This window comes from Bacillus cereus group sp. Bce019 (genome assembly GCF_051781745.1).
In the GTDB taxonomy this organism is placed as follows: domain Bacteria; phylum Bacillota; class Bacilli; order Bacillales; family Bacillaceae_G; genus Bacillus_A; species Bacillus_A cereus.
Genome location: NZ_JBPWJX010000015.1, coordinates 71,536 through 93,127, shown reverse-complemented (window position 1 = coordinate 93,127; position 21,592 = coordinate 71,536). Strand labels below are relative to the sequence as shown.

Sequence of the window (21,592 nt, the reverse complement as noted above, 5' to 3'; positions counted from 1 at the left end):
TTATTAAATTGCATATACAATAGAAAAGGTGCATATTTACATATCAATGAAAATATGCACCTTCCCTCAGTAATATCATCAGACATTCGCTTCTATTACAAAGATTTCTATGTCTCTACCAATTACTTTTTACATTATCCTCTTAAAAAGTAATACTCTTGATATGTTCATTATTGCCTACACTTTATTTGCAGTTATTGGGCTGCCCTTTTCGTTCATAGCGTTGCATCTTTTGCACTCTCTACTTTTCAGTTAATGAAAGGGATGTTTCTTTTATCCCTTCAAATTCATTTAATAGGTACTTAGCTATCTTTTCAACTGCGGGGAAGTCTACTATTTCCTCATGTGATCCAGGGACAGAATACTTATTTACTCTTCCTTTTAATAAAGGTCCCCAATCTGTAAACAACTCTTTTCCTTCCTCAGCACTAAAATAGAGAACTTCTCCAGAGTATGGTATTAAATCATGATCTGCCATTATGTTCAGGCATTTCCTATGAGCATTGATAACTTGCTTCAAATTCATAAGATCTGCATCAGGCGGGAGTACTCCTTCCATAATTAATCGCTCTACAAGCATATCTTGTTCATGGAAGAGGCCTTCCCCCCGCTCAGTAAAATCTCTAGAAATGAAATGCTCATATATATATGTGAGCATATCCTCCGTTGTTTTATAGTCCTGCTCTGAAGGTACTTTAGTATCCATTAGTATCAACAACTCAACTTCCTCACCTTGATTCTTTAGTACAGTTGCGATTTCATAAGCAATCGCACCGCCTAAAGACCATCCTCCAAGACGATATGGACCTTCTGGCTGAACACGTTTGATTTCTTCAATGTAAAGTTGAATTACTTCCGGCAAGGTCAATTCATCAATTTCTCCCTTTTCTATAAGAGGATTCTGTAAACCATAAAATGAACAATGGTTCTTAAGTAATCTTGCTAGTTGAATGTAACAGAATACATTCCCCATAAACGGATGAACACAGAAGAAAGGTCTTTTCTCTGATTCTTGTAGTGGAACCAGCGCTGATACAGATTTTGTCATATCATGCTTATCACGAATAAGGCATGCGATTCCTTCCAATGTTGGATTCTTAATCAATGTAGACACCTTAATCTCTTTTCCAAACTTCTCCTTAATTTTTGAAATCAATTTAATTACAAGGAGAGAATGTCCCCCTCTATTAAAGAAATCATCATTTACATAGACATCTTCTATCTGTAACACATCCTGCCAGATTTTAATCAACTGATATTCAATTTCATTCCTTGGAATGATTGGTGTAGACAAATTATTTTCTCTTTGAATTGTTAAACTGTTCAATGCCTTTCGATCAACTTTTCCATTCGGTGTAAGAGGGATCTTGTCTACCTTTATAAAGTATGCGGGAACCATATAATTCGGTACTTGTGTCTTGAGATATTCACGCCAGTCATGCATACTTCCATCTCCAACTACATAAGCAACCAATCTCTGCTCTCCTAATTTATCCTCTGTTACCAAAACTACTGCTTCTTTTACCAATGGATGCCTCTCTATACTCGCTTCAATCTCTTCAAGTTCAATACGAAAGCCCCTAATTTTCACTTGATTATCAATTCTTCTCAAGTAATCTAAATTACCATCAGGTAAATAACGAACCAAATCTCCCGTACGATATAAACGCTCTTCTTCATTAAATGGATGACGGATGAATCGCTCTGTTGTTAATTCTGGACGATTCAAGTATCCGCGCGCTATACCTGCACCACCAATATATAACTCACCTGTTACACCAACTGGAACAGGTAACAAATTTTTATCTAATACATAAGTTTGAACGTTCGGCAACGGACGTCCAATTGTAACTCTCTTACTATCTGTTTCGATATGATAACACGTTGCATCAACCGTACATTCTGTAGGACCGTATACGTTATAAAAATCAATTTTTTCAGTCTCTACTAGCTGTTTCCATAATGACGGCATGATTGCTTCACCACCGACTAATATCTTACTTGGTACATGAACATCAGCACTTGTTTCTAGTAATCCTCCATCTATAAGTAATTGAAGTAATGAAGGTGTCATATCAAACATTTCCAATTTATTCTCCCTAATATAAGACACAAATCGTTCCGGATTAGTGCGAACTTCACTTGGGATAATATATAAACTTGAACCATACAGCAGCATTTGTAATTGCTGAATAGATACATCAAAGGCAATTGACGCATTCAAACCGACGCGCATATTACTAGGTATGTCATGTGAGAAAACTTCTTTTTGTAAACCATAGGATAGGTTTATTACAGAATGGTGCTGTACTAAAGCCCCCTTTGGATTCCCTGTCGAACCAGAAGTATAGATAACATACGCTAAGTTTTCCCCTGTTACCTCACATATTGGTGAAAGTTTGCTTTCTTGAGAAAGCATTGCTTGGTCCCTATCTAGGCAAACTGTCTTGATGTCTTTAGGTATCCATCCTAGTAATACCTCATTTGTAACTAACACTCTAATTCCCGTGTCTTCTAAAATATATTGCAGGCGGCTTTCCGGATTCGATGGATCTAATGGAACATAGGCTGCTCCAGCCTTCCAAATTCCCATGAGACCAACAACCATCTCAACTGAACGCTCAAAGCAAAGGCCAACTAATGACTCTGTCCCAATTCCACATTTCTGTAAATGATGGGCTAATTGATTAGCTCTTTCATTCAGCTCTCGATATGTTAGTTGCTGTTTTTCATCTACCACTGCCAACGCGTCAGGCGTACGATTTACTTGCTCTTCGAATAGTTGATGAATTGCATTCTCACGTGGATAGGATATAGTATTATTATTCCATTCTTCCAATAGCTTTCTTTGTTCAGCTTCCGTAATATATACTAGCTCCGATAGATTTTGATCAATGTTTTTGAGCATTTGCATTAACACTTGGTGTAAATGACCCAGCATTCGTTCAATGGTTACTCTATTAAACTTACTACGGTCATACATTAACTTTAACGATAACTGGATTCCTGGAACTACAGCTAACCCTAATGGGTAGTGGGTTTGTTCTACCCCTTCCAATTCACCAATTTCCAGATTTTCTGAAGACTCCTCTTTCACTGGATAATTTTCAAACACATATAAACTATTGAACAGCGGTATTCCTCTAGGAACTTCACTCCACCCCTGAATCTCTGTCAAAGAAGCATACTCATATTGTCTTCTTTCTATCTCTTCCTCTTGTATCTTCTGCAACCAATCTATTAATTTTATATCATCCATCAATTGAATTCGCGTCGGTGACGTTGTAATGAAAGGACCTACGATGTTTTCAACATCAATAATCTCCGTAGAACGCCCTGAGCTTGTTACACCAAAAACAATGTCATTTTCTCCACTATATCGGCTCATGAGATATGCCCATGCACCTTGAATTACTGTACTCAAAGTAAGTTTATTGCGTTTCGCCCATCCTTGTAACGCTTGAGTCTGCTCTTCTGATAAATACGTAACCTTCTCTGTGTAACCTTTTTCTTCCTCTTTACTTTCTAAGCCCAGCAAAGTTGGCGCAGTAAAACCTTTTAGCTTCTCTCTCCAAAATTGTTCCGCCTGCTCCTTATCTTGCTCTCTTAACCATTGGATATATTTCTTATATGGTGAGGACTTAGGTAACTTCACAGCTTCTCCATTCATTCTCTTCTGATAGACTGTAAGTAATTCATTAAATACTAATGGTAAACTCCATCCATCCAGTAAAATATGGTGATGTGTCCAAACAATCCGATATTCTTCCTCACCTTCTTGAATGACTGTTACCCGCATCAATGGTGCTTCATCAAATTGGAAGGCTTGTTTTCGATCTAATGCCAAAAAGACTTTTCTTTTTTCCTCTATCTCTTCACTTGTCATTGTACGCCAGTCTTCTTTGTTCACTTTAAATGGGATATTTTCATACACCACTTGTACAGGTTCTTCAATTTCGTCCCATACAAATGCTGTACGAAAAATTTCATGCCGCTGAATTACAGATTTCCACGCCTGCTCAAAAGTAGGAATATCCATTTCCCCTTGAATCATAAAACTCAATTGCACTATATACGGTGCAACATGTTCATCCCCTTGATCATGCAATGTGTGGAAGATCATACCTTCTTGCAAAGGTGATAGTGGATATAAATCAGTAATCTGATTTTTCTTTCCACGATGCATTTTATTTAGTACATTTGTCAAACCTTCTTGGCTAAGATTAGCCATTGCAAAATCCGAAATGGTCAGTGCAGATTCTCTATCTGAAGATTGAATCAATCTACTCAGTTGATATAGCATATTCTGTGCAATACTTTGAATCGTTGATTTGGCAAATTGTCCAACATTGTATACCCAAGTGAACTGAAGTTTTCCATCCGTTACAACCCCAATTACATCAATTACATGCGATCGCTTGGAACCGGCAGCATGATCTAAACGCTTAAATTCGTTCTCTGGAATAAACATTGCATCGCTAGAAAACATTTGGTCAAATTGTCCAAGATAGTTAAAACTAATAGACGGTGTATATTGGGAGCTTAATGGCTCACACATTGTTGTGTTCATGTAACGCAACACCCCATAATCAACACCCTTATTAGGAATTTTGCGAACTTGTTCTTTAACTGCTTTTAATGCTGCAATTGGCGTATTAGCATTAGTAATATTTAAATGAACTGGGTAAATACTTGTAAACCATCCCACGGTTCTCGATAAATCAACATCTTCAATAATCTCTTCTCGACCATGTCCCTCTAAATCTACGCTTAATATCGGCTGCCCCGTACATGCTGCTGTAGCTTGTACCAATGCTGCTAATAATACTTCATTGATTTGGACACGGTGAGTGCTTAAAGTCTCTTGCAATAACATACGGGTCTCATTCTCGTTTAACACCACAGTAATTTCCTCAGTTACTGCGCTTACTGGATTACTTATAGTACCATCTACTGGCAGTATAACTACGTCTTGTTCAACCTGCTGCTCCCAGTAATGTAGCACTTCTTTTGATAGTTCAGTTTCAGCGTAATGATGTAATTTCTCCGACCATTCTTTAAAAGATGTACTCTTCATAGGTAATTGAATTTTTTGCCCTTGGACCGCTTGCGTATATGCTGTTTGCAAATCTTCCAATAAAATCCGCCAAGAAACACCATCCACGGCTAAGTGATGAATTGTCCAAAATAATCGACCAGTCTCCTCACCTTCATCAAAATACACCATTCTCATTAAAGGACCATCATGTAAATTCAATCTTTCTTGTGCAACATTAATCTCTTTTTGAATAACTTCATGCCAATCCGCTTCCGGCACTTCGTCTAATGAAATGACAGTCAGCATCAATTGTTCTTCAATTCCTTCATTCCACTGTTCCCAAGTCCCATTAGGTAAACGTTCATATCTTAAACGCAGGGCATCATGATGAAGTAGAAGGTTACGCGCTGCCTTTTCCAGTGATCCTATGTCCAATTTTTCTTTCGTTCTAAAGAACATGGATTGATTCCAATGATGTGGATTAGGATGATTTTGCGCAAAAAACCTTTGCTGAATAGGTGTAAGTATCGTCTCTCCAGTTATAATTCCTTGTTCAGCTTGTACACCTTGTTCTTCTTTGACTACTTGCGCTAACTCAGCAATCGTTTGGTGTTCAAATAGTTGTTTTGGTGTCAACTGTAAACCAGCTTGCTTTGCGCGAGAGACAATCTGAATGCTAAGAATTGAATCTCCACCAATTTCAAAAAAGTTATCATAAATACCAATACGTTTTGAACCTAGCACACGTTCCCAAATGATAGAAAGCTTATGTTCACGTTCATTTCTTGGTGCTGCGTAGCCTTCTTGTATTCCTTGATAATCTGGTATAGGTAACGATTTCCGATCAACTTTTCCATTTATGGTTAGCGGTAATTCTTTCATTTCGACAAAGTAGGAAGGTATCATATGGATTGGCAGTTTTGTTTTAAGATACTCTCGCCATTCTTCTACACTACCTTCGCCCACTACATAAGCTACTAACCTCTTATCTCCCGACTGATTTTCCCTAACTATTACAACTACCTCTTTTACCAAGTCATGCTCTTGTAAAGTCGACTCAATCTCCCCAAGTTCGATTCGAAATCCTCTAATCTTCACTTGATTATCCATTCTTCCTAAGTAGTCTATATTACCATCAGGAAGATATCTCACAAGATCGCCTGTTCTATATAACCTCTCGCCTTCTTTGAATGGATGAGAAATAAATCGTTCGGATGTTAACTCTGGACGATTCAAGTACCCCTTTGCTAGACCTACTCCTCCGATATAAAGTTCCCCCATCACACCAACTGGAACTAGCAACCTATTACTATCTAATACATAAGTTTGGACGTTAGGCAATGGACGCCCAATTGTTACTCTCTTACTATCTTTTTTGATATGATAGCATGTTGCATCAACCGTACATTCTGTAGGACCATATACATTATAAAACTGTATTTTATCAGTCTCTACTAGCTGTTCCCATAATGACGGCATAATTGCTTCACCACCAACCAGTACCTTACTTGGAACATGAACGCCATCGCACGTTTCTAACAATCCGGCATCTATAAGTAATTGAAGCAATGAAGGTGTTATATCAAAGATTTCTAACTTGTTCTCCCTAATATAAGCTACAAACTGCTCCGGATCACTTCGTACTTCATTCGGAATAATATACAAACTTGAACCATAAAGCAGCATTTGTAATTGCTGGATAGATGCATCAAAGGCAATTGACGCATTTAAACCGACATGCATGTTAGATGGTATCTCATGTTCGAAAACCTCTTTTTGTAAACCATGCGACAAGTTTAGTACAGAATGATGCTGTATCAAGACACCCTTTGGATTCCCCGTTGATCCTGAAGTATAGATAACATACGCTAAGTTTTCTCCTGTTACTTCACATTTTGGTGAAAGAATGCTTTCTTGTGAAATCATTGCTTGATCCCTATCTAGACAAACTATCTTGATTTCTTTAGGTATCCAGTCTTCCAATGACTCGTTCGTAACTAATACTTGAATTCCAGTGTCCTCCAAAATATATCGTAGACGACTCTCTGGATATGATGGGTCTAATGGAACATAGGCTGCTCCAGCCTTCCAAATCCCCATAATACTAACAATCATCTCAACTGAACGCTCAAAGCAAAGTCCAACCAATGATTCATTCCCAATTCCGCATTGCTGAAGATAGTGGGCCAATTGATTAGCTTTTTCATTCAGCTCTCGATACGTTAACTTCTGTTTTTCATCTACCACTGCTACCGCATCAGGTGTACGATTTACTTGCTCTTTAAACAGCTGATGAATCGTACTTTCCTGTGGATATGCTACAGCATCATTATTCCACTCCTCCAACTGTTTTTGCTGTAATCCTGACAATATAGGCAACTTAGCTAATGATTTATCAGGATTCTCCACGATTACATTCAACCAGTTCCCAAAATGTTCAGCCATGGATTCAATAGTTAAGCTGTCAAATAAATCAGTTCTATAAACAAAAGTAAGTAATAAACCCTCTTCCACTTCTGCAGCAGTTAAACTTAAATCAAACTTAGCGATAGGAGCATTACTTTCTATTACTTCTATATTTCTTCCATGTAGTTCTGGTAGCTTCTGTCCCGTATTTTGCAAAGTAAACATGGTTTGGAAAATCGGAGAATGGCTTGTATTTCGTTCAGGTTGGATAACCTCTACAATTTTCTCAAACGGAACATCTTGATACTCATACGCCTTCAATGCTTTTATCCTCACTTGAGACAACAACTCTTGAAATGCCGGAGCATTACTTAAATCAGCTCGATAAACCAATGTATTGACAAAGAAACCAATCAGCCCTTCAATTTCTCGATAATTTCGATTTGCAATTGGGCTGCCAACAATAATATCCGTTTGTCCCGTATAACGAGCAAGGAAACTTTGATACGATGCCAATAAGGTCATGAAAAGTGTGGCCCCTTCTTGACGACTTAGTTCGTTTAATTTATCCAGTAATGAGCGCGATAACAAAACATTATGAGTTAATCCATGGTGGGTTTGCACTGGCGGACACGGACGATCCATTGGCAACATTAAGACTGGTAACTCACCGGATAATTCTTCCTTCCAATACGCAAGTTGTTGATATAGTACTTCATCTTTCAACCATTCTCTTTGCCACTGAGCAAAATCGGCATATTGAACTGGTAGTGGTTCCAGCTCTGCTTGTTTTTCACCAATCGCATTCTCATAAAATGCCATCCATTCTTGAAGTAAGATTTCCATCGACCATCCATCTGAGATAATATGATGCATATTACACAGAAGAACCCATTCTTCTTCTGAAATTCTTATGAGTTTCCCACGGAACAATGGCCCTTTTTCTAAATCAAATGGAGATTCGACTTCAGTTTGAATCCATTGCTCCAACTTTCTTTCTCGCTCCTCTAATGAAAGCTTAGTTAAGTCCATTTGCAGAAGCGGACGGAAAACGTACGGTTGAATCCGCTGCATAGGATGGCCATCCTCTTCATAAAATACAGTCCGCAAAGATTCATGACGCTCTATCAACTGATTCCATCCCAACTCCAATGCCTCAGGTAACCAATTCCCTGTAAGACGGCATGCCATTGGCATATTATAAAGTGCACTATTAGGTGCAAATTGATCAATAAACCATAAGCGCTGTTGGGCATAAGACAGTGGAATATTTCCCCCTCGTTCCATCGGCATCAATGGTGGAATTTCTCGTTTTTCGCTCCCCTTACGTAACTGATCTATTCGTTTCGATAATGCCTCGACCGTTGAATATTCGAACAGTTCACGTACTGGCAATTTGATTTGAAAGACTTCCTGTAAGCGTGAGACCACTTGTGTAGCAAGTAGAGAGTGACCACCGAGCTCAAAGAAAGAATCCTGAACATCAATGTCTCTTATTCCTAGCACTTGACTCCACACTGAAGCAATAAGTTCTTCCAGCGGAGTTCTTGGGTATACAGTATTTTCAGCGGATTGTTCACTAAGTATAGGCAATGCCTTCAAATCAAGCTTTCCATTCGGTGTAAGTGGTAAAAATTCCATCTCAATAAAGTTTGTTGGAACCATGTAATTTGGTAAATGTGTTTGTAGATGTTCTCGCCATTCATGTACACTTCCTTCACCAACTACATAAGCTACTAATCTCTTGTCACCTTGATTATCCTCTCGTACCAATACAACTGCTTCTTTCACAGAAGAATGTGCCTGCAAAACAGCTTCTATTTCTCCCAATTCAATCCGGAAACCACGAATTTTCACTTGGTCATCTATACGGCCATGGAACTGGAGATTACCATCAGAAAGATAACTTGCTTTGTCTCCTGTATAATAGAGACGTTCTCCTGACTTGAAAGGATGTGGAATAAATTTTTCCTTTGTAAGATCCGGACGATTAGCATATCCACGTGCAAGATTCTTCCCTCCAATATAGAGATCTCCAATTACACCAATTGGTACTAGCTGAAGATGAGAATCTAACACATAAACTTCTGTATTCGCAATCGGTCGACCAATCGATGGCGTACCTGTTGTCACTCCTACAGGTACATAACAATCTGTGGTAACAACGGTATTTTCCGATGGCCCATACTGATTAATTACCGCAAAAGGAATATCGTTAGATGGATACTGCGTTAATTGATCCCCACCAGTAATGATAAAACGAAGATCCGTTTTATCTGGCCAAGATAATTTCAAGAGCCTTTCCAGAATAGGCGTAGGTGCAAAGCTAGCTGTTATTCGTGAATCAATGAGCCAGTCCCTTAGTGCTTCTGGATTAATTCTCAGTTCCTCTGTTGACAAGTAGAGTGCTGCGCCAGCAGTTAGATACGGCCAAATCTCCTGGACAGCCGAATCAAAAGCAACCCCTGCAATCTGAGTCGCACGATCCTCTGCTGAAATATGATAAACTTCCTGATGCCAAGAAACCATATTCATTAATGAGCGATATTCAACCATGACACCCTTCGGTTTTCCTGTAGAACCAGAGGTATAGACAATATAGGCTAAGTTCTCTGGATTTATTTGACGTGTAGGTGCGATTACGCTTTCCACCGTTAATTCTTCTAACCTCACCATTTCGACGTGTGCGAAATGTCCTTCTTGTCCTTCCGCCGTCACTACAAATTGAATTCCTGCATCTTCAATCATGTATTCTAACCTTGATTTTGGATACAACGGATCTAAAACGACATAAGCTCCACCAGCTTTTAAAATGCCCAGTAAACTTGCCATCAGCTCAGCTGACCTCGGAAGATAAACTCCTACCACTGACTCTGGGGCTACTCCCTTTCGCCGTAAAACATTTGCCAACTGATTTGCTTGTGTATCCAGTTCACCATAAGTCCACTGTTTTGTTTGATCAACTACCGCAATCGCATCCGGACGCCTTGCTACTTGCTCCTCAAATCTGTCGCAAATAAGACCCTGATGAGACATTTCCATTACAGTGTCATTCCATGTTTCTAATAACAAAGTACGCTCGGATTCTGATAGCATGCTCAGGTCATGCAACGGATTTTGTGGGCGATGAGAAACTTCATGTAGCCATTTCTCAAAGTGTCCTGCCATCCGTTCAATAGTAGTAGCATTGAATAAATCCTTATTGTACTCAAAAGTAAAAAGTAATCCCTCTTCCGTCTCAGCTGCCATTACACTTAAATCAAACTTTGCAATTGGACTATGGCTTTCTATCATTTCAATACTTCTACTAGATAACATCGGAAACTCTTGTTTCATATTTTGCAAGATGAACATAGTCTGGAAGATTGGCGAATGACTTGTACTTCGTTCCGGTTGTACAACTTCTACAATTTTTTCAAATGGAATATCTTGATATTCATACGCCTTCAATGCCTTTTGACGAACCTGATATAGTACATCTTGAAATGTCGGCCTACCACTCAAATTAGCTCGATAAACCAGCGTGTTAACGAAGAAACCAATTAGTCCTTCAATTTCTCTATAATTCCGATTCGCAATTGGGCTTCCGACCAGAATATCTTCTTGTCCCGTATAACGAGATAGAAAACTTTGATATGCAGCTAAAAGCGTCATGAAGAGTGTAGCCCCTTCTTTTCGACTAAGTTCATTCAATTTATCATGTAGCCTGCTTGGCAGAACCAGAGTGTATGTCGACCCGTGATGTGTTTGTATTGCGGGACGCGGGCGATCCATAGGAAGTTGGAGTACAGGAAGCTCCCCAGACAATTCTTCCCTCCAATATTGGAGTTGTTGATCAAGCACCTCCTCCTTTAGCCATCCTTTTTGCCACTGAGCAAAGTCTGCATATTGAACCGGTAATGGTTCAAGTTCCGCTACCTTTCCATCCGTTGCTTTCTCATAAAATGCCATCCATTCTTCAAGTAGGATTCCCATTGACCATCCATCTGAAATGATATGATGTAGAGTACAAAGGAGTATCCATTCTTCCTCTCCCACATGCAAAATACTTGCCCTGATTAATGGACCCTCTGTTAAATCAAATGGCACTTCTGTTTCTTGTTGAATCAAACGTTTAACTTCTTCTTCTCGGTCTTCAGAAGAAAGCATAGTTAAATCCGTTTTCGGAATTGATTGAAAAGCATACGGTTCAATTTGCTGTACGGGTTGACCGTTCACTTCGTGAAAGACCGTCCGCAGTGATTCATGACGTTCTATTAGTTGATTCCATCCCGTTTCCAATGCTTCAAGTAGCCAATTCCCTGTAAGGCGGCATACCATTGGTATATTGTAAAGGGCACTATTAGGTGTAAATTGATCAATGAACCATAAGCGTTGTTGGGCATAAGATAGTGGGATAGCTTCTCCTCGTTTCATTGGTATCAGCGGCGGAATCTCTCGTTTTTTATCTCCTTTACGTAACTGATCTAATCGCTTTGCCAGTGACTCCACCGTTGTATATTCAAATAGTTCACGTACTGGTAATTCAATTTGAAAAATTCCCTGTAAACGTGAAACTACTTGAGTAGCTAGTAGTGAATGACCACCGATTTCAAAAAAGGAATCCTGAACATTAATATTTTTTATTCCTAACACTTGGCTCCAAACGGAAACGATAAGCTCCTCCACTGGTGTTCGTGATGAAGTAATATCTTCACTTATGAACTGTTCTTCTAATTCCAGTAAGGCTTTCCGATTCACCTTACCATTTGGAGTGAGTGGCATACCTTCAATTTTGAAAAAGTATGCCGGAACCATATAATGTGGCAGTTGCTTCTTGAGATATTCACGCCACTCTCCAATATCCCCTTCACCCACTACATAAGCTACTAACTGCTTATCTCCTGGTCGATCTTCCTTCACCAACACGACTGCCTCTTTTACAGATGAGTGATCATGTAAAGCTGCTTCAATTTCTCCCAATTCAATTCGGAATCCTCTAATTTTAACTTGGTTATCTATTCTTCCAATATATTCTAAGTTACGATCATTCATATATCTCACCAAGTCACCCGTTCGATATAATCGTTCCCCATCCTTAAAAGGATGCGGAATAAAACGTTCAGTAGTTAAATCCGGTCGATTGAAGTAGCCACGTGCCAATCCTACTCCTCCAAGGTAAAGTTCCCCTGCCACACCAATCGGGACCACTTGTTGATATTGATCTAGCACATACAACTCTGTATTATCAATCGGACGACCAATCGGAATAAGCATTGCTTCTTTTTCTAAATCACAATCATAATAAGTCACATCCACAGTTGCTTCAGTAGGACCATACAAGTTAATTAACTTTGTTTGCTGAACATTGTAAAAGATCCCCTTAAACCGGCGAACCTGCTCAGTGTTTAACGCTTCTCCACTAGTAAAAACTTGAATTAAAGACGATACATCCCTTTTCGAATTATATAGTTCCATATAATCTAAGAAAGTAGATAACATCGACGGAACAAAGTGCATGGTGGACACACGATATCGTTCAATATACTCCTCAATCACCGCAGGATCTTTCTCTCCTCCTGGTGGAAGTAAACAAACACGTGCTCCTACAAATGACCACCAAAATAATTCCCAGACAGAAACATCAAATGAGAACGGTGTCTTTTGTAGGATTGTATCCTCCTCGGACAATGGGTATTTTTTCTGCATCCACTGTAGACGGTTGATAACGGAATGATGTTCAATCATTACCCCCTTTGGATTTCCCGTCGAACCCGAAGTGTATATGATATAGGCTAAGTTATTTGCTGTTACTCCACTTACCGGAGCTAAATTACTCTCTTTAGAAATCATCACTTGATCCCGGTCTAAACAAATTGCTTGAATATCTTTAGGTAACCAGTCCTGTAGTGTTTCTTTTGTTAACAGCACTTGAATTTGTGAATTCTCCAAAATATATCTCAGGCGGTTTTCGGGATAACTTGGGTCCAGTGGGACATAAGCCCCACCTGCCTTCAAAATCCCAAAGAGACCGATAATCATATCAGGAGAACGTTCAATACATATACCAACCAATGATTCAGGTCCGATACCTCGTTTTTGTAGAAAATGTGCCAATTGATTCGATTTTTCATTTAGTTCTTGATACGTTAGCTTTCCACCCTCATAAACTACCGCCACTGCATCAGGTGTCCGTGCAACTTGCTGCTCAAATAGCTCATGAATCATACAATCATGACCATAAACTACGTCCGTATCATTCCATTCTTCTAGGAGTTGTTTTCGCTCAGTATCCGATAACATTGACAGCTTTGTATATGATTCATCTGGATGATACGTGATTTCATTTAGCCAGTTCTCAAAATGTCCTGCCATACGTGCAATGGTACTACTATCAAATAAATCCGTGTTGTATTCAAATGAGACGAATAGACCTTCTTCCACTTCATAGGCAGTTAAGCTCAAATCAAATTTAGCAATAGACATATTACTTTCTACCATTTCAATACTTCTATCAGGCAAATCTAGTCGTTCTTGTTTTATATTCTGTAGCGTAAACATGGTCTGAAATATAGGGGAATGACTCATGCTTCGTTCAGGTTGCACAGCTTCTACCACTTTTTCAAATGGTATATCTTGATATTCATAAGCTTTTAACGCCTTTTTCTTTGTTTGGTTCAAAATCTCCCGAAAAGTAGGGGTGCCACTCAAATCTGATCGATAAACCAATGTATTAACAAAGAAACCAATTAATCCTTCTACTCCCTTATGGTTCCGATTTGCAATCGGGCTACCAACTAGAATATCTTTTTGTCCCGTATAACGAGCGAGAAAGCTCTGGTATGCGGCCATTAAAGTCATAAATAAAGTGGATCCTTCTTGTCGACTTATATCCTTCAATTGACTGAGCAATTTATAAGGAAAAATCACGTGATGCGCAGCCCCAGAGTAAGTCTGCTTAACCGGTCGAGGTCGATCCACTGGCAGTTGTAAGATAGGAAGCTCACCAGACAATTCTTCCTGCCAATACGTAAGCTGACGATTTAGTACATCACCTTGCAACCACTCCTTTTGCCACTTCGCAAAGTCTGCATATTGAATAGATAATGAACTTAATTTAGCAGGATTTCCGCCTGTTTCTTCTTCATAGAAAGCAAGGCATTCATTCATGAATATACCAATGGACCAAGCATCAGAAATAATATGATGCATCGTACACAGTAATAACCATTCATCCTTCTCTAATTGAACAAGCTGATTACGAATTAAAGGACCATTCATTAAATCAAATGGTTCTTGCGCTTCTCTCGCAATTAAACTATCTACCTCTTTTTCTTTTACTTCTAGAGGAAGTTGAGAGTAATCCCTTACAGGTAATGCGCTAGGAAGGAATTCGACAATTTGTTGCACAGGCTGTTCTCCTATTTCTTTAAAAACAGTTCGTAATGATTCATGACGTTCAATGAGTCGATTGAATCCCTTCTCTAATGCTTCAGGTATCCAATTTCCTTTTAGATGCCATACTGTTGGAATATTATATAAAGAACTGTTTGGGTTAAATCTGTCCATAAACCACAAACGTTGTTGTGCATAAGACAACGGGAGTGCTTCTTTATTCTCCTTTTTTTGCATTTGCTTCTGAAGCCATGCTCTCTTCTCAGGAGAAAGTGAACTCAGCTTTGCAAGTAAATCACTTCTCATTTTTTTACCCCTTCCTCAATCAAATTACTCTCGAATATCCCATGTGCTTCTTCCTCTGATAGCTCTTCTAATTGCTTAAGCAGTTCTAATAATTCTTCATCATTACTGACTTCTGCTTCTTTTTGAATATAGTCTTGAAGACTTACATTCTCCTTACTATCATTCTGCATTTCTTGATTTTTGTTATAGAGCAATTGATCAATCTGTTCTGCCAATTGCTGCACCGTATGAAACATAAATAAATCATGCAATGGTATCTCGATTCCAAAAGCCTCTTTAAGATTGGAAACAGCTTGCGTAGCGAGTAGTGAATGGCCACCAATTTCAAAAAATGAATCTTGAATTCCGATGTTTTCCATACCTAAAACTTCATGCCATATCGAAACAATTGTTTTTTCCGTAGACGTACGAGGAGCAATATAACCACTTGCTATCTCCTGTCTCTCTGGTGCTGGTAAAGCCTTCCTATCAATTTTCCCATTAGGAGTGAGTGGAAATGCATTTAATCCAACAAAATAGGATGGAATCATATAATTTGGTAGTTGATCCTTGAGATAATCACGCCACTTTTGAGCATCCCCGTCTCCTACAACATAGGCGATCAAACGTGGATCGCCAGGATAATCTTCCCGCACCATCACAATAGCTTCGTTAACTAGTGTATGCCTTTGTAATGCCGCTTCAATTTCTCCTAATTCAATCCGGAACCCACGAATTTTTACTTGATGATCGATTCGTCCAACATACTCCAAATTTCCATCTGGTAAATACCTTACTAGATCTCCAGTCCGGTATACTCGCTCTCCTTCTTTAAACGGATGCGATATAAAACGATTTTGCGTTAAGTCAGGGCGGTTTAAATATCCACGTGCTAATCCTGATCCACCAATGTATAGCTCACCAACTACACCAATTGGAACCATTTTTTGTTCGGCACTCAGTACATATACTTCTGTATTGAATATTGGTTTACCAATTGGTGGTACCCTATGCATGACCCCCTTTTCTAATTCCATATACGTGGAATATGTAGTATCTTCGGACGGGCCATATAGGTTGTACACCTTTTCAATCGTACTTCTCTCGTATAAATCTTGAACAAGCGAATATGGCAATGGTTCTCCAGCCAAATTCATCACCTTTACCGAAGAAGGGATTGTTTTTGCTCGAACCAGTTCCTTCGCTGCCGATGGCACAGTATTAACCAAAGTTACACCTTTGGAAGACAACTTCTCTAGATGTAAAGCATTTTCAGTGACAATCACCTTACCACCCATCGTTAAGGGAACAAATACTTCAAAAACGGATAAATCAAAAGATAGCGAAGTTGAAGCTAACACTCCCGCTAATTCCTTTCGGGAATACGTGTGATGCGCCCAATGAATCATTGTTACTGTATTCCTGTGCTCAATCATTACTCCCTTTGGATTTCCAGTGGAACCTGAAGTATAGATAATATAGGCTAAGTTATCAGCCGTCACTTCACTCATACATACCGTAGTTACTTCTTGTTCTATTTCTGCTCGATCACCATCAATACAAATCACGTCAATGAATTTAGGTATAACCATTTTTTGTTGTAACTTTTCCTGTGTCACCAGTACCTTTATTTGAGCATCTTCTAAAATGTACTGTAGTCGACTTTCCGGATACGCTGGATCAATTGGGACATATGCTCCTCCCGCCTTCATAATTCCTAAGAGACCGACAATCATCTCGGATGAACGTGTAACGCAAATCCCAACCAATGATTCGGAACCTACACCATTTTTTTGTAAATAATGTGCCAACTGATTCGAGCGTTCGTCCAACTCGCGATATGTTAGTTTTTCATCTTCGCACACTACTGCAATTGCTTCTGGTGTTTTTTCCACTTGTTCTTCAAACATTGTATGAATCGTACTTTCTTCCATATCTATAACACTCGATTTATTCCATTCTTCTAGTAGTTGCTTATATTCTACTTTCGATAACATATTCAGTTCTGATAGTACACATTTTGGATGAGAGACAATTTGATTTAACCAATGTTTAAAATGACTTCCCATCCGTTCAATGGTTGTATCATTAAACAAATCAGTATTATATTCAAAGGTTAGTGATAATCCTTCTTCCGTCTCAGAAGCAAATAAACTCAAATCAAATTTGGCAACAGAAGCATGGCTTTCCATGAGTTCCATTTGTCTTTCAGATAGCTGAACAAACTCTTGTTTCGTATTCTGTAAAGTAAACATAGTTTGGAATATTGGTGAATGACTTGTATTCCGTTCAGGTTTTACGGATTCTACCACTTTCTCAAATGGGATGTCCTGATACTCGTATGCTTTTAGCGCTTTTTTTCTTACCTGCGACAAAAGTTCTTGGAACGTCGGATTTTCACTGAAATCAGCTCGATAAACCAACGTGTTTGCAAAGAATCCTATTAATCCCTCAATCTCTTTTACATTTCGATTAGCGATTGGGCTTCCAACTATAATGTCGTCCTGTCCTGTATAACGAGAAAGGAAGCTTTGATACGCTGCCATCAATGTCATAAATAAAGTGCATCCTTCTTGCAGACTTAAATCTTTGAGCTTTTCCTGTAGGGAATTCGCCACTATTAAGGACTGACTTGCACCACGATGGGTTTGAACTGCCGGTCGAGGACGATCCATCGGTAATTGTAAAACCGGTAGTTCCCCAGATAATTCTTCCTTCCAATATTGAAGGTGCTGATTCAAATTCTCTTCTTTTTGCCATTCCTTCTGCCACATGACAAAATCTGCATATTGGATAGATAACTCCTTCAATTCCGCCGGTTTGCCGCTTAATGCTCCTTCATAAAAAGCCATCCATTCTTCAAGTAAGATTCCCATTGACCATCCATCTGAAATAATATGATGCATCGTACAAATGAGAATCCATTCTTCCCTGTCCACTTTCAATAATCGTGTTCGAATCAGAGGACCTTGTCCAAAATGAAATGGTTCCTCAGCTTCGTTTTGAATGAGTCGTTTCATTTCTCTTTCCCTATCTTCCAAAGAGAGATCTGTTAGATTCGTTTGAGGAATATGTCTGAATACATGAGATTGAACTTGTTGAAAAGGTTCACCCTCTCGTTCTAGAATTGTCGTCCTTAATGATTCATGACGCTCCAACAATTGATTCCATCCGACCTTCAATGCTTCAATTGACCATTCACCTGTTAAGCGACACGCTGCATGAATATTGTACATAGCACTATTTGGCATTAATTGATTAATAAACCATAGACGTTTCTGCGCATAGGAAAGTGGGATAACTTCTTCTCGTTTCATAGGTACAAGGGGAGCAACCTCTCGTTTTTTATCTTCTTTTCGTAACTGATCCACTCGTTTCGCCAATGCTTCCACTGTATCGTGCTTGAAAAGTTCACGTAATGGAATTTTAATTTGGAACAGTTCTTGCAATCGAGAGACGATTTGAGTAGCAAGTAGTGAGTGCCCACCACGTTCAAAGAAGGAATCCTGAATACTAATATTTTCTATCCCTAACACTTGACCCCAAACCGAGGCAATAAGCTCTTCCGATGGCGTCCGAGGTAGCACATTTAAATCTTCAATAGCTTGCTCATCAGGTGCTGGCAAGGCCTTTCGGTCAATTTTCCCATTTGGAGTAAGCGGGAAGTGTTCTAACTCTATAAAGTGCGCTGGAATCATATGAGTCGGTAATTGTTTTTGTAAATACTCTCTCCACTCCTCGGTATTTCCATCGCTTATTACATATGCAACCAATCGTTGATCACCTGGACGATCTTCTCTAACTAATACGACAGCCTCTTTAATAAACGAACATTTTTCTAAAGTCGCTTCAATTTCTCCTAATTCAATCCTAAAACCACGCATTTTGACTTGGTGATCCATTCTACCTATAAATTCTAAATTTCCATCAGTTAGATATCTTACTGAATCTCCTGTTCGATATAGTCGTTCCCCAAATCGATATGGATGCGAAACGAATTTTTCAGCAGTAAGATTCGGACGATTTAAGTATCCACGTGCTAAACCAGCACCACCAATATATAACTCACCCTCAGTTCCTATTGATTGCAAGCGTTGATTTTGGTCTAATACATATAATTGCGTGTTCTGTATTGGCTGCCCAATAGAAACAAATTCTTGATTAGGCTGAATATCAAATGTATTCACATAAATAGTGGCTTCAGTTGGTCCATAAAAGTTGGTTAATTTCACTTGTCCACTATAATTCCATTTCTGTTGAAATCGTCTAACTAACCCTGAACTTAGTTCTTCTCCACCAGAAAATACATGGCGTACGGACGAACAATTCATGTTCATTTCAATATGATTGAAGTGATCTAAGAAAACAGATAACATCGAAGGTACAAATTGAACTATAGTAACCTGATGTTGTTTAATCACTTCAGCTATAATAGAAGGATCTTTTTCTCCACCTGGAGGTAGGAAAGATACACTTGCACCAACATGAATGCCCCAAAACAATTCCCAAACAGAGACATCAAATGAGAATGGCGTTTTCTGCAAGATCACATCTTTTTCAGAAAGCGGATATTTATGTTGCATCCATTCTAGATAATTAATTACTGAATGATGCTCAATCATTACTCCCTTTGGATTCCCTGTAGATCCTGAAGTATACATAACATACGCTAAATTTTCTCCTGTTACACCACTTATACATGGGGTTGTTTCTTCTTTTTCAATTGCAGTATAATCTTTATTCATACAAATCGTTTCAATATTTTCAGATACAAACAAATTTTTAGAATTCTCTTCCGTCACTAGTACTTCGATTCCAGCATCCTCTAATATATATCGAAGTCGACTCTCTGGATAAGTAGGGTCAAGTGGAACATACGCTGCTCCTGATTTTAGAATACCTAATAACGCTATCATCATTTGTAATGAACGTTCCATATATACCCCAACTAGAGACTCTGGGCCTACACCATGCTTTTGTAAATAATGAGCTAACTGATTTGCACGCTTCTCCAACTCTTTATAGGTAATTTGTTCATTTTCGTAACTAGCCGCGATTGCTTCCGGTGTTTTTTTTACTTGCTCCTCAAACATCGTATGAATCATGCCTTCAGCCGAATAATTAACTTGAGTATGATTCCATTCCTCTAGTAACTGTATTTGTTCTTCTTCTGTTAAATGAGTAATTTCAAATAGTTTTGAATCTAGGCTCTTCGTCATCTGAATTAATATTTGCAATAAGTGATTCTGAATCCGATTTATTGCTTCTTCATTAAAATAGCTTCGATCATACATCAACTTTAAAGTAATTTTCTTACCGGGCATTACAATGAGTGTTAAAGGATAATTTGTTTGTTCCGTGCTTTTAACATCTAGTAATCTTAAATCATCATTTCTCTCACCTTGAATTGGATAATTTTCAAACACATACAAGGTATGAAATAAGGAGCAATTTCGCGGAACCTCACTCCAGCCTTGAATATCTATCAACGAATTATACTCATACTGTCTTCGTTCCATTTCTTTCATCTGTATTTTACGAAGCCAATCTACTACTGATGCATTATCCGTTAATCGAATTCTGGTAGGTAATGTGTTAATAAATAGCCCCACCATATTCTCTGCTCCTATTAAATCAGTAGGACGTCCAGCGCTAGTTACGCCAAATACGACGTCACTGTCACCGCTATACCTACTCATCAAATAAGCCCATGCACCTTGTACTAACGTATTCAACGTTAATCGACTATTTCGTACCCACTTTTGTAAACTCTCAGTAAGTTCCTCAGATACTTGATAAGCAAACTCTCCATAACCCTTCTCTTGTCCTTGATCCTTTCTTTCCATTGCTAATGGAGTGGGTGCATAGAACCCTTTTAATTCTTCTTTCCAAAATTCCTCTGCTTGACTTTGATCTTGTTTATTTATCCATTGAATATATTTTTTATAAGGAAGAGATTTAGGAAGATTCAACAATTCTCCCTTTATCATCTTGAGATAAACTTCCATCACTTCACTAAAGACCAATGACACACTCCATCCATCTAGCAAAATATGATGATGTGTCCAAATAATTCTCGTTTCCTCTTTTGCTTCTTTAATCGCAGTGACTCTCATCAATGGTGCTTCATCCAATAAAAATCCTTTCCTACGATCTGCAGTCAAAAACTGTTGTAATTTCTTCTCCTTCTCCTCATGCGAATAGGTACTCCAATCCTCTTGATGAATAGTAAAAGGAAGACGTTCGTAAACTGCTTGTAGAGGTTTTTCTACTTCTTCCCAAACAAATACTGAGCGCAGAACCTCATGTCGTTGAATAACATATTCCCAAGCTTTTTCAAAAGTAGCAACATCCAATTGCCCCCCGAGCAAGAAACCTACTTGTACAATATAGGAAAAAGAATGTTCATCATCTTGATCGTATAAAGTATGAAACAGTATTCCTTTTTGCAAAGGTGATAAACCATATATATCAATAACGTCTCCCATT

The 21,592-nt window shown here is 38.7% G+C and carries 2 protein-coding genes; both read right to left on the bottom strand.

Annotation, left to right across the window (positions count from 1 at the left end):
* Nucleotides 1-241: 241 nt before the first annotated feature.
* Complete coding sequence (locus ACS2QP_RS19275; protein WP_438882742.1) at nucleotides 242-15,124, bottom strand: non-ribosomal peptide synthase/polyketide synthase; 14,883 nt, start codon at nucleotides 15,122-15,124, stop codon at nucleotides 242-244.
* Nucleotides 15,121-21,591 carry an amino acid adenylation domain-containing protein gene (locus tag ACS2QP_RS19270; RefSeq protein ID WP_438882741.1) on the bottom strand — a complete coding sequence of 2,157 codons (6,471 nt, stop codon included), beginning with the start codon at nucleotides 21,589-21,591 and terminating at the stop codon, nucleotides 15,121-15,123. Before ACS2QP_RS19270 ends, ACS2QP_RS19275 begins: the two co-directional genes overlap by 4 nt.
* Between the last annotated feature and the right edge of the window lies 1 nt (nucleotide 21,592).

Coding starts and splice junctions, on each gene's coding strand:
- ACS2QP_RS19270 (WP_438882741.1), bottom strand. CDS start 21,591: ATGGGAGACGTTATTGATATATATGGTTTATCACCTTTGCAAAAAGGA.
- ACS2QP_RS19275 (WP_438882742.1), bottom strand. CDS start 15,124: ATGAGAAGTGATTTACTTGCAAAGCTGAGTTCACTTTCTCCTGAGAAG.